Source organism: Streptomyces sp. (assembly GCF_019510245.1).
Classification (GTDB): domain Bacteria; phylum Actinomycetota; class Actinomycetes; order Streptomycetales; family Streptomycetaceae; genus Streptomyces.
Map to the genome: position 1 here is coordinate 1 of NZ_JAEKKT010000197.1, position 14,346 is coordinate 14,346.

Here is a 14,346-nt window from a genome sequence, read left to right on the forward strand (position 1 = left end):
AGCCGGGCGGCCGACCCCCTAGAACTCGGGAGCGTTGCGGTGACCACGGCTACGGTGAGTACGGCTACGACGCGCAGGGAGACGGCGTCGGCGGAGACTGCTGCGGTGCGGACTGCGGTCGGGTCGGCCGCGGCGACCACGCGACCGCGGCCGGCCCTGCGGATCGTGGCCGCCGCCGCGGGGCTCGCGGGTGCGCTCGCGCTGACCGCGTGCAGCGGGGGCGGCGGGTCCGGCAGCGGCTCCTCGGCCACCCCGTCGGGCACGTCCTCCGCCACCGCCACGGCCGGTTCGGACGGCTCCACGGCCTCCTCCGACGCACTGCAGGGCAGCTGGATCACCACGAGCGGCGGCAAGATCGTGGCACTGGTCGTCACCGGCAAGGAAGCCGGGCTCTTCGAGACCGGCGGGTCCGTGTGCAGCGGGACCGCCGGCGAGGAGGCCGGGATGCGGATGATCCATCTCACCTGCACGGACGGCAGCAAGGACCGGGTCACCGGAATGGTGGACTCGGTCAGCAAGAGCGGCATGAAGGTCACCTGGTCCGGGAAATCGGGCGAGGAGACGTACACCAGGGCCGAGGGCGGCAAGCTGCCGTCCGGGCTGCCGACGGCGCACCTTGGGCAGTAGGGCGCTCTGCGGCCACCGTGCAGTCGGCTCCAGGGGGCCTGCGCGGGACGCCGGGAACGTGGCGTACGGCGGCCGGAAGCGGGGGCGGGCGCGCGGGGCCCGGGCCGGGGCGTGATGATGCTGGGACACCGTCACGACCTCAATGGGGATCTGCACATGCGCGTCATTCCGCTCACCGTCACCGCCGTCGCCGCCGCCCTCGCCCTGACCGCCTGCAATGACGGCGGCTCGGGCTCCAGCGGCAAGAACAGCTCGGCCTGCGAGATCGGCAAGGTCTCCGTCCAGGTCGGCTCCGCGAGCGTGGCGCCGGCCGCGGGGGACACCGGCGAGGTGCCGGTGTCCCTCACCAACCAGAGCGCGCCGTGCACGCTGGAGGGTTTCGCCGGTGTCACGCTGAAGGCGGGCGGTACGTCGGCGACGGTCGGCGCGCAGTCGGGCGCGAAGGGCCAGAAGCTCAAGCTCGCCAAGGGCGACTCCGCGACGTTCTCGATCAGCTATGTGCGCGGCAAGGACGGCGACAAGGCGAGCCTCGCGGCCACGTCGCTGACGGTGTCCCTGCCGGGGGGCGACGCGACGGAGAGCTTCCCGTGGAAGTACGGGGCGGTGGCGGGCCAGGGGACGGCGGAGAAGCCGAACGCCGCGGTGGGGGCGTTCCAGCAGGCGGGGGACTGATTCGGGGGCGGTGCGGTTGCCCTTCGGCCAGCCGCCGGCGGAGGGTCCTCGCGCAGTTCCCCGCGCCCCTGACGGCCCCGGTAGGTCAGGGGAGTTGGGGGTGTGAGTTGACCTGGGCCCGGTCGGCTGCTCTTGTGCCCTCTGTCCAGCCTGCCTCGTCGGTGACTCCGCGCAGGCGGGTCGTGGTGGTCTCCGGGAACATCTGCTCCATGCGGTCGGTCACGGCCAGCTCTCGCGTGGCCAGGACCGGGAGCAGGTCCCGGGGCGACTCGGTCCCGGTCACGGCCGACCGGGCCGCCGCTCGGAGGCGGTCGCCGACCCGGTGGGCGTAGGCCGCCAGGAAGGACTGGCGGAAGGTCTTCGTACGCTTGCGGCCGCCCGCCCGCTGCGCCGCCTCCGCCTTCGTCATCGCGTGCGTGGCCTGCACCAGCAGCGAGGTGTGGAGCAGCTCGACCACCTCCAGGTCCGCCTCGAAGCCGACGACCGTGGAGAAGGCCAGCGGCTCGTTCCACACCGCACGGCAGTGGTTGGCGGTGGCGACCGCGTCCAGCAGCACCGCCTTGGCCTGCTCGTACGGCGGCTCGACGCCGATCCGGCAGGCGCTCGGCGCGTCCGGCGCGGGCGCCCCCGCGGCGAGCAGCGCCTCGTCCACGCTGTGCCGGGCCATCAGTTCCTGTGCCTTCGCACTGAGCGCCTCCGCCTCCTCCGGAAAGCCGGTCGCCTCGGCCTTGGCGAGCAGCGCGCGGATCCGGCCGAGCATGCGGGAGGACTCCGGGCGGTGCGCGGTCGCAGCGGGCCGGGGCTCGTCGAGAGGCTCCAGGGCGGGCAGTCGCAGCAGCAGGCGGTAGAGCTCCAGGACGGCGGTGGCGTGCGAGAAACGATCGCCCACGCGCGCGTGGCCGTCCGGCTCCGGCAGCGTGTCGAGCTGCGCCCGCCAGCGGGGGCCGCGCGGCCGGTCGTCCGGTGCCTGCGCCCGTATCAGGCCCGCGGTGAGCCGGACGTGCGGGTCGTCCAGCTCGCGCCGCACCAGCCGGACGACGTCGGCGGGCTGCCAGCCGCGCCGCCAGGCCGCCGCGACGAACTCCCGGCCCCGGTGCGCGAGTTCCGCGTCGGCGCCGGGGTCGGCCGCGAGGAGGGACGCGCCCGTGTCGAGGCCGGAGTCGGTGTCGTCGTACAGGGCGCTCTGGAAAGCTCGGTCGACGGTGCTGGGCTGGCTGCTGGTCACGTGTCGATCGTGCCACGCGGTGCCGACAGCGGTCGTCGGCCGTCCACACCCTGTGGACAAACGCCCCGCCCTCAGCCGCCGAGCCCGCCCCGGCCCCCAAGTGTCAACCAACGGTTGACAGGGGAGGGATGTCAACCTAGGGTTGACACATGGCTACCGACCCGAACATCACGGCATCCGTACGCCTCGACGACCTCATCGCGGCGATCAAGAAGGTGCACCCCGAACCCCTCGACCAGCTCCAGGACGCGGTGCTCGCGGCCGACCACCTGGGCGACGTGGCAGACCACCTGATCGGCCACTTCGTCGACCAGGCCCGGCGCTCGGGCGCGTCCTGGACCGACATCGGCAAGAGCATGGGCGTGACCCGGCAGGCCGCGCAGAAGCGCTTCGTGCCGAAGGAGTCCGCCGCCCTCGACCCCAACCAGGGCTTCGACCGCTACACCCCCCGCGCGCGGAACGTGGTGATGGCGGCCCACAACGAGGCGCTCGCGGCCCGCAACCCCGAGGGCCGCCCCGAGCACCTGGTCCTCGGCCTGCTGTCCGAACCGGACGGCATCGCGGCCAAGGCGATCCTCGCGCAGGGCGTCCTGCTCGACACCGTGCGCCAGACGGCGACGGCCGCGCTGCCGCCGGCCTCGGACGACGTCCCCGACCTCGTCCCCTACGGCCCGGAGGCCAAGAAGGCCCTCGAACTCACCTTCCGCGAGGCCCTCCGCCTCGGCCACAACTACATCGGCACCGAGCACCTGCTGCTGGCCCTCCTGGAACACGAGAACGGCGAGGGCGTCCTCAGCGGACTGGGCATCACCAAGCCGGCGACCGAGGAGTACATCGCCAAGGCGCTCGGCCTGCTGCTGGAACGGCAGCAGGCCGCGGCGGAGGCGGCGGACGAGCCGGAGGGAGGCGAGGCGGGCTGACAGCCCCCTCGGCACGCTGAAACCGCAGGTCAGAGCGATTGTCAGTGGCGGGTGCCACACTCGCAGCATGACCGACCGGTGGGCCCTCGCTCCGGCCGAGGACGGTGGCGTGGACCTCGCCCCCCTCGGTCCGGACGGGCTGCCCACCGGACCGGTGCGGCGGGAGCCCGATCTCGCCGGGGCGGTCAGGGGCCGCCCGGAGGTGACACGCTGGGTGTGGCGGTCGACCGCCGAGGTCTACCCGCGCCTGCTCGCCACGGGGGTGCGAGTGGAGCGGTGCTACGACATCGAGGACGCCGAGACACTGCTGCTGGGCCACGAGGGACGGTCGGGCGAGCCACGCTCGGCCGCCGCCGCCCTGGCCCGCCTCCGCGGCGGCCCCGTACCGCCCGACCCGCCGCAGCGCGCGGCCGAACCGGGCGCGCAGTCCCCGCTGTTCGAGCCGCAGGGCACCGCCCGCCTGACGCTCGACGAGCTCCTCGCGGTCTACGCCGAGCAGCAGCGCCGGCACGACCGGGCCGAACACCCGGACCGGATGCGGCTGCTGACCGCCGCCGAGTCGGCAGGCATGCTGATCGCCGCCGAGATGAACGGCGCGGGCGTGCCCTGGAGCGCCGAGGTCCACCGCGAGGTGCTGCGCGAACTGCTCGGCGAGCGGTACGCGGGCGGCGGCGAGCCGCGCCGGCTGGCCGAGCTGGCCGACGAGGTGTCGGCCGCGTTCGGCAGGCGGGTGCGCCCGGATCTGCCGGCCGACGTGATCAAGGCCTTCGCGCAGGCCGGGATCAAGGTGAAATCCACCCGCCGCTGGGAGCTCTCGGGCATCGATCACCCGGCCGTGAAGCCACTCCTCGAATACAAGAAGCTGTACCGGATCTGGGTGGCGCACGGCTGGACCTGGCTCCAGGACTGGGTGCGCGACGGCCGCTTCCGGCCCGAGTTCCACGCGGGCGGTACGGTCACCGGGCGCTGGGTGACCAACGGCGGGGGCGCCCTGCAGATCCCCAAGGTGATCCGGCGGGCCGCGGTGGCCGACCCCGGCTGGCGGCTGGTCGTGGCCGACGCCGACCAGATGGAACCGCGCGTGCTGGCGGCGATCTCCCGCGACCCCGGGCTGATGGAGGTCGCCGGGCGGGAGACCGACCTCTACCAGGCGGTCTCCGACCGCGCCTTCTCCGGCGACCGCGCGCAGGCCAAGCTCGCCGTCCTCGGTGCGGTCTACGGGCAGACCTCCGGCGACGGGCTGAAGAACCTGGCCGCGCTCAGACGCCGTTTCCCCAAGGCGGTGGCCTATGTCGACGAGGCGGCGCGGGCGGGCGAGGAGGGCCGGCTGGTGCGCACCTGGCTGGGCCGGACCTGCCCGCCGGCGACCGGTGCGAGCGACGGCACCGAGGAGGCGGGCATGCCCCAGGAGGAGCCGGAGGAGCAGGCGCCGGAGGGCTGGGTACCGGGCTACGCCTCCACCAACTCCCGGGCCAGAGGCCGCTTCGCGCGCAACTTCGTGGTCCAGGGCAGCGCCGCCGACTGGGCCCTGCTGATGCTCGCGGCGCTGCGCCGGACCTGCGCGGACCTGGCGGCCGAGCTGGTCTTCTTCCAGCACGACGAGGTGATCGTGCACTGCCCCGAGGAGGAGACCGGGACGGTGGTGGCGGCGATCCGGGAGGCGGCTGACCTGGCCGGACGGCTGACGTTCGGGCAGACACCGGTCCGTTTCCCGTTCACGACGGCCGTGGTGGAGTGCTATGCCGACGCGAAGTGACCGGTCCGGTCAGGCGCCGGCTGCCAGCAGGCCGCGCAGCTCCGCGAGGACGTCCGGCTCGTCCGTGCCGTCCAGAGCGGTGAGGGCCGCGCGCCAGACGTCGTACGCCTCGTCGGTGCGCCCTTGTCCGCGCAGCAGCAGACCGAGCTGGTGGCGGGCGAGACCGCCGCTGTAGCGGTCGGCGCGGGCGTCGGCGCGGCGCAGGAGTTCCGTGCACTCGTGGTGGGCGCGGTCGGTCCGGCCGAGGGCGCGCAGCGCCCGGACCAGACCGAGCCGGGTCTGGGACTCGCCGTGCCAGTCGCCGTGACCGCCGAGGATGCGCAGGCTTTCCTCGAAGTGCGCGGCGGCGGCCGCCGGTTCACCGAGGCGGAGCTGGGCGTAGCCGATGTTGCAGTGCGCCGAGTGCTGCAGGATCACCGCGCCGATGGCGTCCCCGATCGCGAGGGAGCGCCGGTGCTGCTCGATGGCGGCGAGCGGGTCGGTGTGCTCGTAGAGGTTGCCGAGATGGCTGTGGGTGACGGCCTCGCCGTAGGGGTCGTTCAGCTGCCGGGAGTACTCCAGGCTCTGCCGCAGCGCCTCGCCCGACTCGTCGTACCGGCCGAGCCCCTCCAGCAGCAGCCCCCGGTTGTTCAGGCCGCGCCGGATCCAGGACACCATGCCCAGGCGCCGCCACAGGGCCAGCGCCCGGTCGGTCAGGGCGAGCGCCTCCCGCTGGCGGCCGGTGAGGAAGCGCAGGCCGGCGAGGTCGCCCAGGGCGTAGGCCTCGGCGGGCTCGTCACCGAGGCGCCGGGCGGCGGCCAGGGCCGCGGTGCCGAGCACCTCCATCTCGGCGACCCGGCCGCTGCGCAGGACGTAGGGGTAGAGGAGCCGGACCAGCGTGGAGAGATAGGCGCTGATCCGCGCGTCGGTGCTGTCGGCGTACCGCTCCACCAGGGCGACGATGTTCTCCAGCTCCGTGTCGCCCCAGGCGAAGGCGTGCTCGGCGCACGCGAAGGACGGCAGGGCGGCGGCGTACGGCTGGTGCTCGGGCGGCTGCGCGGTGGTGGGCCGGCGGCGGTCGCCCTGGTCGCGCCCAGGTTCGAGGATTGCGAGGAGGGCGCGTTCGGCGACGGCGGCGAACCACCGCAGAGCGGTGAGCGCGGCCTCGGTGCGGTCGGTGCCGCCGGCATGACCGATGCCGTCGCTCCCGTCGGTCCCGTCGCTCCCGTCGGTCTTCTCCGCCAGCTCGCGGGCGAAGTCCCGTACCAGGTCGTGCGGGGTGTAGCGGCCGTACGCGGTCTCCTCCAGCAGGGCGACGTCGACCAGGCGGTCCAGGGCGGCCTCGGCGCGGCGCTCGTCGGCGCCGGCGAGGCGGGCGATCAGCGGGGCGCCGTAGGTGGGCAGGTCGAGGGCGCCCAGGTGGCGCAGGACCAGGGCGGCGTCACGGTCGCAGGCGTGGTCGGAGCCGGCCAGGGCGTCATGGGCCACGGCGAGCGAGCGCCGGACGCTGAGGTCGTCGTATTCGAGGTGCTGCAACCTGCCCTCGGTGGCCGCCAGCTGGCCGGCCAGCACCTCGGGGGTGAGCGCGCCTCGGGCGGCCAGCCGGGCGGCCACGACGCGCAGGGCGAGCGGGAGCCGTCCGGTGAGGCCGACGAGCGGGTGGCCGGCGTCGATCTCCGCACGCCCGCTGACCGCGCGCAGCAGCGCCGCGCTGTCCTCTCCGGTCAGCGGGCCGAGCGGGAAGCGGCGGGCGCCGTCGAGCGCGGTGAGCGGCGAGCGGCTGGTGACGATCACCGCACAGCCGGGGCCGCCGGGGAGCAGCGGCCGCACCTGGGCGGCGTTCGCGGCGTCGTCGAGGAGCAGCAGGGTGCGGGTCGGCGCGAGCAGGGAGCGCAGCAACGCGGCTGCCGCGTCCGGGTGTTCGGGGATGTGCCGGGGATCGGCGCCGAGGTCCCGCAGCAGCGCGGCGAGCGCCTGACCGGGGGCGAGCGGGGGCATGCCGGGGGTGGCGCCGTGCAGGTGGACGTAGAGCTGGCCGTCGGGGAAACGTTCCCGCAGCTGATGGGCCACGTGCAGCGCGAGTGCGCTCTTGCCGACGCCGGCCATGCCGCTGAGGACGGCGAGGACGGGGGCGGCCGTGGCCTCGGCTTCGCCTTCGGCCCCTGTGTGTGCGTCGGCGCCTGCCGGCGGACGGGTGAGGGTGTGGACCAGTTCCTCCCGGGTGGCGGTGCGTCCCGTGAAGTGCGCCGGGGGCGGGGGAAGCTGGGCGGGGCGCAGGGACGGGGAGTCGTCTCGCGCGGAACCCGGGGCGAGGGGCCGGCCGGGATCAGCGCCTTCGGCGTTCGGCCGGCGGTCAGGTGACGCGCCCCCCAGGTGCGCGGGCAACTGCGCGACCGGCCACGGCGCACCCGCACCCGGGGCACCGTCCGGGGCGCCTCCCCCCGGCACACCCTCGTACGCCGGTCCCTCCGCCACCGCGCCACTCCCCCGCAGCACCTCCACATGGGCCCGGCGTACCGCCGGGCCGGGCTCGATGCCGAGTTCGTCCCGCAGGCGGTTGCGCAGGTCGCGGTGGACGGCGAGGGCCTCGGCCTGCCGGCCGCCGCGGTGGAGGGCGAGCATCAGCTGGCGGTGATAGGCCTCGCGCAGCGGGTACTCCGCGACGAGCGCGGCCAACTCCGGTACGACGCCGCCCAGGCGGGGTCCGCCGAGGGCGAGCTCCGCGTCGTAGCGCCACTCCAGGAGCAGCAGCCGGGCCTCCTCCAGGCGCTGCACGAAGGCGAAGCCGCCGAGTTCGGCGGGGAGGCCGCCGAGCGGGCTGCCACGCCAGAGCGCGAGCGCGTCGCCGCAGGCGCGCAGCACCGGCGCCCATTCCCGCCGCCCGTGCGCGGCCCGGGCCTCGGCCACCCGGGCGTCGAACACGTCGACGTCCAGCTCACCGTCGTCGACCCGCAGCAGATACCCGGGCGGTACGGCCCGCAGCCGCTCCGGATCGTCGAGCAGCCGGCGCAACCGGGTGACGTGGTTGTGCAGTGAGGCGCGGGCCGACACCGGGGGCGCCCCGCCCCACAGCGCCTCCCTCAGCGACTCGACGGAGACGACCCGCCCGGCCTCCAGGAGCAGCGCGGCCAGCAGCGCCCGCACCTTGGGGCTGCCGATGGGGCGGACGTCGGCCCCGTCGTAGAGAACCGGAGGTCCCAGCAGTCCGAACCGCAGCTCGTACCGCCGCATCACGCCACCCCTCGCCTCCCCGCACGGCGGAGGTGCCCGCCCGCCCTGGATCCTGGCGGAATCCCATCCCGTCGGGGATGAGTTCCCGCCACCTTCTCTGTACCGGTCGGAGCCGGAATCCGCCGGGTTTCCGGCCTGTTCCCGGAGTCGTACGACGGCTTCGCGCCAACCGGTTCGCGACCTCCAGGAGAACCGCTGGCCACATGTTAGCGATCCGTTGGTGAGCCCTGATGTGATCTTCGCATCGGACCGGATCCGACGGCGCACGCGTAAAAGGCGTGACTCGGGGGAGTGCCGCCGCAGGCCTGGGTCCGGGGACGCGAGAGGGTTCCGGTCGGCGGAGGTGAACGACCGGGACCCTCGTCCCGTCTTTCGAGCGGATCACCGGCTCCCCGGCCTCAGACGACGGGCGGACGCCCGAGCCGCGTGAGCCGCCAGACCGTGCGCCAGCGCATCGGGCGGCGCTCCCCGGCCGGCTCGCGGAACCCCTCGGCGAACCCCGCGAACCAGGCGCGCAGGCCGCCCGTCGAACGGGTGCGCAGAAGCGTGATCAGTATCCAGACGCCGAGGTGGACCGGGATGAGCGGCAGGGGCAGCCGACGGCGGGTCAGCCAGACGCGGTTGCGGGCGGTGACGCGGAAGTAGACGGCGTGCCGGGCGGGCGAGGTGCGGGGGTGCTGGAGCAGCAGTTCGGGCGCGTAGAGGATCCGCCAGCCGGCGTCGGCCGCCCGCCAGGCGAGGTCGGTCTCCTCGTGCGCGAAGAAGAACTCGGCGGGCCAGTCACCGGTCTCGGCGAGCATGGCCATCCGCAGGGCGTGCCCGCCGCCGAGGAACCCGGTGACGTAACCCCCGCGCATGGGGTCGGCGTTGCCTACGCGCGGCACGTGCCGCCGCTGGGTGACGCCCCGCTCGTCGGCGATACGGAAGCCGACGATGCCGAGGCGGGGGTCGGCGGCGAACAGATCCCGTACCTGCCGGAACACCTCGACGTCGACGAGCAGGCCGTCGTCGTCCAGTTCGACGACGACGTCCACGTCACCGAACGCGCGCAGGGCGGCGAGAGCGACGTTGCGGCCGCCGGGGCAGCCGAGGTTGTCCTCGACGTCGAGGGTGGTGACCTCGCCGGGCAGGTCGAGACGGCGGGCGAACTCGGGCAGCCGGCAGCCGTTGCCCACGATCACGATCCGGGCGGGAGCGAGGTCCTGCTTGGCGACGGACCTGAGCAGGGCGTCGACCTCGTCGGGACGGTTCCCCATGGTCACCACGGCGACCCCCAGCCTCGGCACCGCCATGCCCCTCACCCCATCCGGCCGACGGCGGTGCCGCCCCTGACCGAGCGACACTCGCCGTTAACCACGATGTTGCCCCAGGTGCGGCCGCAGTCCTGGCTTCGGTTTTGTTTGCGGCCTTTTTACGGCGATTTTCCCCGGGTAGGACGAACCCCGGCCCCGGCCGCGCGTTGCGGCGCCCCGGCCATGCAGGCTCCGCGCAGCAGTCAGCCGAGGTTGTTGCCCCACAGGGATCTGTCGGTGCTCTTGAGGCTGGGCACGCCCCCATAGGTGCCGCCGTCGGCGGTGACGAGCGGGGCGGAGAGCTGGTCCTCCAGAATTCCGTCGCGGACCCGCACGATGGTGCTCTCGTGGTCGGTCCTGCCGGGCTTGAACGTCTTCCCGTCGATGGCGGCCTTCAGGTAGTACAGGGCGTACTTGGCGTAGAGGTCCACCGGCTGGGACACGGTGGCGTCGATGCTGCCGCCGGAGATGTCCCTCAGCTCCCTGGGGATGCCGTCGTTGGAGACGACGAACACGTGCTTCCGGTCCTTCGGACCGACCAGCAGCCCCTGCTGCCTGAGCACGTGGAGCGTGCCGGACAGAGCGAAGCTGGCCTGCATGTAGATGCCCTTGATGTCCGGGTGGGCGGTCAGGTCGGCCTGGAGCCTCTGCGCGGCGACGTCCCCGTCCCAGTTGGTGGCCTCTGCGAACACCTTGACGTCCGGGTAGTCCGCCTTCATGCATGCGTCGAACCCCTCGGTGCGGTCACGGCTGTTGATCGACGAGAGGTCGCCCTGCAGCATCACCACCTTGCCCTTGCCGCCCAGCTTGCTGCCCAGGTACTTGCACGCCTTCTCGCCGTAGGCACGGTTGTCGGCGCGGACCACCATGTAGACCTTGCCGGTGTCGGGGCGGGTGTCGATGGTGACGACCGGGATCTTCGCCGCCTGCAGTTGGGCCAGAATCGGCGCGATGGCGAAGGTGCTCTGCGGGGCCGTCGCGATGCCCTTGGCGCCCTGCAGGATGAGCGTCTGCACGTTGGCGGCGAGCTTGGCGACGTCGTCATGCGAGTTGGTGGTCCTCAGCGAGAGGCCGAGTTGCCTGGCGTACTGCGGCGTGTACTTGATGTACGCGTTCCAGAAATCGGTGTCGGAGCGCGGGTAGTCGACGCCGACCACCGGCCGGTGGCCGCTCGACGTGGCCGTGCCGCCGGAGCCGCCGCAGGCGCTGAGCAGCGCCAGCGCGGAGAGGGCGGAGGCGGTGGCGCGGAGGACGGGTCTGGGCCTCATCGGTACGTTCCTCGCGCTGGGTCCCGAAGCGCCTGCCGTCCGACGGCAGGCTCACTCGGCCGGCAGACACACGCCACCCGGCCGACGCCAAAATATCCGTTCGTCCAATATACGTACGTATGACACGACAGGGGGCCGCGGGAACGCCCCCGCCCCTGGAAGTGTCAGGCTCGCCCGTGTGCCTGCTGCGTGTGCCGGGACAGTGAGTCGAGGACCACCGCGACGAAGAGCACCCCGCCGGTGATCACCAGCTGGACGGCGGTGGGCGTGTCGGTGAGGGCCATACCCGACGCGATCGACTGGATGACCAGGATGCCGAGCACTGCGGACCAGGTCGTACCGCGCCCTCCGAACAGGCTGGTGCCACCGATGACGGCGGCGGCGATGGCGTTGAGCAGCAGGACGCCGGAGCCCGAGTTCTGGCTCACCGACGTGATGCGCGAGGCCAGGAACAGGCCGCCGGTCGCCGCCAGGGTGCCGGAGACCGCGAGCACGGCCGTCTGTACGGCGGTCACGTTGAGGCTGGCGCGACGTGACGCCTCGACGCTGCTCCCCAGCGCGTAGACCTTGCGGCCGTAGTGCGTGCGCCGGAGCACGATGTCGAGGGCCGCCACCGTGACGAGGAAGATCAGCAGAGCCAGCGGCAGGCCCTGGAACTGGTTCAGCAGGTAGGCGGAGCCGAACGCGATCACCGCCACCGCTCCGGTGCGCACCGCGAGGGTTGGCAGCGGGCGGTGCGGCATGCCGATGGCCCTGCGGCGGCGCCTGTCCAGGTAGGAGGCGAGGAAGACCAGGGCCGTGGCGAGTGCCGCCACCGCGTAGCCGACGCCGGCGTCGGTGAAGTAGTAGCCGGTGAGGTGGGCGATGAGCCCGTCCTCGTCGAGGTTGATGGTGCCGCTCGTGCCGAGGATGGCGAGCATGAGGCCGTTCCACGTCAGCAGCCCGGCGAGGGTGACCACGAAGGCCGGCACCCGGGTCCTGGCGATGGAGTACCCCTGGGCTGTTCCCGCCACGGTGCCCGTCAGGACCGCGGCGATCAGGGCGAGCCATTCCGGCACGCCGTTGTTGACGTTGAGCACCGCGAAGACCGCGGCGGCGAACCCGCTGATCGAGCCGACCGACAGGTCGAGTTCCCCGAGCAGCAGCACGAAGACGATGCCGACCGCGATGAAGCCCGTGCCCACGATGTCCACGCTGAGATTGGACAGGTTGCGGGGCGAGAGGAAGGTGGAATCCAGGCTCTGGAAGATGATCCAGACCGCGGCGAGGACCAGAGTGACGGGAAGGTAGCCCAGCTCACCGGCGCTCAGCCTGCGCCGCCGGACGGCGATCCAGTCCGCCGCGGCACGGCTGACGGCCCGCCCGGCATGGCGCTGACCGGCTTTCGCGGTGGCTGCCGCGGAATCCGCCCGCGTCTCGTCCGGCATGTCACGCTTCCCTTTCACCACTCGGCCTCTCGGGAGGCGGGCCGGCGGGGCACGTTGTCCGTGGCGCCCGTGATGGAGGAGACGATCTGCTCCTGGGAGGTGGTGCTCACGTCGAAGAATCCGTTGTTGCGGCCGAGCCGGAGCACGGCGGCCCGGTCCGCGAGGGCCTTCACGTCCCCCATGTTGTGGCTGATGAGCAGAATCCCCAGGCCCTGGTCGCGGAGCCGGTCGACGAGGTCGAGTACCTCGGTGGTCTGCTCGAACCCGAGCGCCGCGGTCGGTTCGTCCAGAAGGAGGACGCGCGGATCGCCGAGAAGCGAGCGGGCGATGGCGACGGTCTGCCGCTGGCCGCTGGACAGTGACACCAGGGGTCCGCGCAGGTCGGGGACGCTCCGGGTCAGCCGCTCCAGCAGCTGCGTGGTGCGGCGCTCCATCTCCACCTCGTCGAGGAACCCGAACCTGCGGAGCTCCCGCCCGAGGAAGAGGTTGCCGACGACGTCGAGGTTCCCGCACAGCGCCAGGTCCTGGTAAACGGTGGCGATGCCGAGGTCCCGGGCCTCCTGGGGACGCCGGATGTGAACGGGCCGGCCCTCCCACTCGATGGTCCCCTTGTCCGCGGGAGCGACCCCGGAGATCACCTTGACCAGGGTGGACTTGCCGGCTCCGTTGTCGCCGAGCAGGGCAAGGACCTCGCCGGCGTGGATCTCCAGCTCGATGTCCCGGAGGACCTCGATGACTCCGAAGCGCCTGCACACGCCGTGCAGGGCGAGCAAGGGGGGCGGCAAGGGAATCGTCTCCTTCCGGGGCCCGGGGCGGCCGGTCCCGCCTGTCAGGTCAGTCCCGCCCTGTTGCAGTCGCGCACGAGTGGTGGGGCGCAGATTTGCCCGAGCGTGTACACGCCGTCCTTCACCAAGGTGTCCTTGATGGTGGCAAGGGTCACGGACACCGGGGTGAGCAGCACGGCCGGAACCTCCGCGCCGTTGCGGGTTTTCACCCGCCTGGTGGCCACCTCGTCGAGACGGTGCCCCCGCGCGGCGGCCACGGCCATGGCGCCGCCCGCGGCAGCCTCGGGTCCGAAGGGCTTGTAGACCGTCATGTACTGATCGCCGACGACGATGCGTCGTACGGCTGCGAGTTCGGCGTCCTGCCCGGTGACGGGCGGCAACGGGCTGACCTCATCGGCCTTGAGGGCGGCGATACTGCCGGCGGCGAGTCCGTCGTTGGCGGCGTAGACGCCGTCGATGCTGTCGGCGCCCAGCAGGGAGAGGGCTGCCGCCATGTTCAGGTCCGCCGTCTCGGTGCTCCACTGCGGTGTGTCGTACTGCTTGGCGATCGTCACCTTCCCCTCGAGTTCGGAGAGTGCGCCCTGCCTGAACGACAGCGCGTTGGGGTCGCCGGGGTCGCCGTTCATCATCACGATCCGGCCGCCGTGTGCCTTCGCGCCCATGGCCGTCAGCAGCGCCTTGCCCTGGAGCCTGCCGACCTCCTGGCCGTCGAAGGAGACGTAGCCCGCGATCGGGCCCTCGGCGAGGCGGTCGTATGCGATGACCGGGATGTGCGCGGCAGCCGCTCTTCCCACCGAGGCACTCATGGCCCTGGCGTCGACGGCCGCCAGCACGATGGCATCGACCCCATGGGCGATCGACGAGTCCATCTGTTCCTGCTGGACGGCCACGTCGCCCTTGGCGTCTGCGTGCTCGACCGTGCATTCGCCGCACAGCTGCCGGATCTTCTGTTCCAGCAGGGGCCTGTCCCACGCCTCCCAGCGGGCGGTGGTGGAGTCCGGCAGCAGCACGCCGATCGTCCGCGCGCTCCCCCCGCCGGAGGTGTCCCCGGCGTCCAGTCCGCAGGCGGTGAGGGACACGGCCGTGGAGAACGCGGCCAGGGCCAGGGCGGCGTCCCGGACGCAGGCGTTCATGCCGGAGACCTCCCTCCTCCCCGAAGCCGTG

The 14,346-nt window shown here is 73.1% G+C and carries 11 protein-coding genes; 4 read left to right on the plus strand and 7 right to left on the minus strand.

Going from position 1 to position 14,346, the window contains the following annotated elements; translation table 11 throughout:
* The first annotated feature begins 105 nt into the window (after positions 1 to 105).
* Together JF597_RS39720 and JF597_RS39725 are read left to right on the plus strand one after the other, a co-directional pair.
* On the plus strand, positions 106 to 627 hold the full coding sequence (locus JF597_RS39720; protein WP_294008312.1) for a hypothetical protein: 522 nt from the start codon (positions 106 to 108) through the stop codon (positions 625 to 627).
* 156 nt (positions 628 to 783) lie between these two features.
* Positions 784 to 1,299, plus strand: coding sequence for a DUF4232 domain-containing protein (locus tag JF597_RS39725; protein ID WP_294008314.1), 516 nt, complete (start codon positions 784 to 786; stop codon positions 1,297 to 1,299).
* Between the two features lie 85 nt (positions 1,300 to 1,384).
* Here JF597_RS39725 and JF597_RS39730 read toward each other — a convergent pair whose 3' ends face one another.
* The gene (locus JF597_RS39730) at positions 1,385 to 2,524 is read right to left on the minus strand and encodes a DUF2786 domain-containing protein (protein WP_294008316.1); all 1,140 of its coding nucleotides are present in this window, start codon (positions 2,522 to 2,524) and stop codon (positions 1,385 to 1,387) included.
* A gap of 149 nt (positions 2,525 to 2,673) precedes the next feature.
* Between JF597_RS39730 and JF597_RS39735 the strand changes: the two genes are divergently transcribed.
* Both JF597_RS39735 and JF597_RS39740 read left to right on the plus strand, forming a co-directional pair.
* Positions 2,674 to 3,444, plus strand: a complete 771-nt coding sequence (locus tag JF597_RS39735; protein ID WP_294008318.1) for a Clp protease N-terminal domain-containing protein — start codon at positions 2,674 to 2,676, stop codon at positions 3,442 to 3,444.
* A 67-nt stretch (positions 3,445 to 3,511) separates the two neighbouring features.
* On the plus strand, positions 3,512 to 5,200 hold the full coding sequence (locus JF597_RS39740) for a bifunctional 3'-5' exonuclease/DNA polymerase (RefSeq protein WP_294008320.1): 1,689 nt from the start codon (positions 3,512 to 3,514) through the stop codon (positions 5,198 to 5,200).
* Between the two features lie 9 nt (positions 5,201 to 5,209).
* Here the strand turns inward: JF597_RS39740 and JF597_RS39745 are convergent, their stop codons facing one another.
* From JF597_RS39745 to JF597_RS39770, 6 genes are all read right to left on the minus strand, one after another.
* The gene (locus tag JF597_RS39745) at positions 5,210 to 8,410 is read right to left on the minus strand and encodes an AfsR/SARP family transcriptional regulator (RefSeq protein ID WP_294008322.1); all 3,201 of its coding nucleotides are present in this window, start codon (positions 8,408 to 8,410) and stop codon (positions 5,210 to 5,212) included.
* Between the two features lie 398 nt (positions 8,411 to 8,808).
* Positions 8,809 to 9,702, minus strand: a complete 894-nt coding sequence (locus JF597_RS39750; RefSeq protein ID WP_294008324.1) for a glycosyltransferase — start codon at positions 9,700 to 9,702, stop codon at positions 8,809 to 8,811.
* A gap of 203 nt (positions 9,703 to 9,905) precedes the next feature.
* A complete protein-coding gene (locus tag JF597_RS39755; RefSeq protein ID WP_294008326.1) occupies positions 9,906 to 10,970 on the minus strand; it encodes a sugar ABC transporter substrate-binding protein in 1,065 nt (354 codons plus the stop codon).
* A 164-nt stretch (positions 10,971 to 11,134) separates the two neighbouring features.
* The gene (locus JF597_RS39760; RefSeq protein ID WP_294008328.1) at positions 11,135 to 12,397 is read right to left on the minus strand and encodes a sugar ABC transporter permease; all 1,263 of its coding nucleotides are present in this window, start codon (positions 12,395 to 12,397) and stop codon (positions 11,135 to 11,137) included.
* Positions 12,398 to 12,411: 14 nt separating this feature from the next.
* Positions 12,412 to 13,182, minus strand: coding sequence for an ATP-binding cassette domain-containing protein (locus JF597_RS39765; protein WP_294008330.1), 771 nt, complete (start codon positions 13,180 to 13,182; stop codon positions 12,412 to 12,414).
* 44 nt (positions 13,183 to 13,226) lie between these two features.
* The gene (locus JF597_RS39770; protein WP_294008332.1) at positions 13,227 to 14,315 is read right to left on the minus strand and encodes a substrate-binding domain-containing protein; all 1,089 of its coding nucleotides are present in this window, start codon (positions 14,313 to 14,315) and stop codon (positions 13,227 to 13,229) included.
* Positions 14,316 to 14,346 lie beyond the last annotated feature (31 nt).

Bases quoted from the DNA above. Each gene is read 5' to 3' on its own strand.
- JF597_RS39745 (WP_294008322.1), bottom strand. From the start codon at position 8,410: ATGCGGCGGTACGAGCTGCGGTTCGGACTGCTGGGACCTCCGGTTCTC.
- JF597_RS39750 (WP_294008324.1), bottom strand. From the start codon at position 9,702: ATGGCGGTGCCGAGGCTGGGGGTCGCCGTGGTGACCATGGGGAACCGT.
- JF597_RS39755 (WP_294008326.1), bottom strand. From the start codon at position 10,970: ATGAGGCCCAGACCCGTCCTCCGCGCCACCGCCTCCGCCCTCTCCGCG.
- JF597_RS39760 (WP_294008328.1), bottom strand. From the start codon at position 12,397: ATGCCGGACGAGACGCGGGCGGATTCCGCGGCAGCCACCGCGAAAGCC.
- JF597_RS39735 (WP_294008318.1), top strand. From the start codon at position 2,674: ATGGCTACCGACCCGAACATCACGGCATCCGTACGCCTCGACGACCTC.
- JF597_RS39770 (WP_294008332.1), bottom strand. From the start codon at position 14,315: ATGAACGCCTGCGTCCGGGACGCCGCCCTGGCCCTGGCCGCGTTCTCC.
- JF597_RS39725 (WP_294008314.1), top strand. From the start codon at position 784: ATGCGCGTCATTCCGCTCACCGTCACCGCCGTCGCCGCCGCCCTCGCC.
- JF597_RS39740 (WP_294008320.1), top strand. From the start codon at position 3,512: ATGACCGACCGGTGGGCCCTCGCTCCGGCCGAGGACGGTGGCGTGGAC.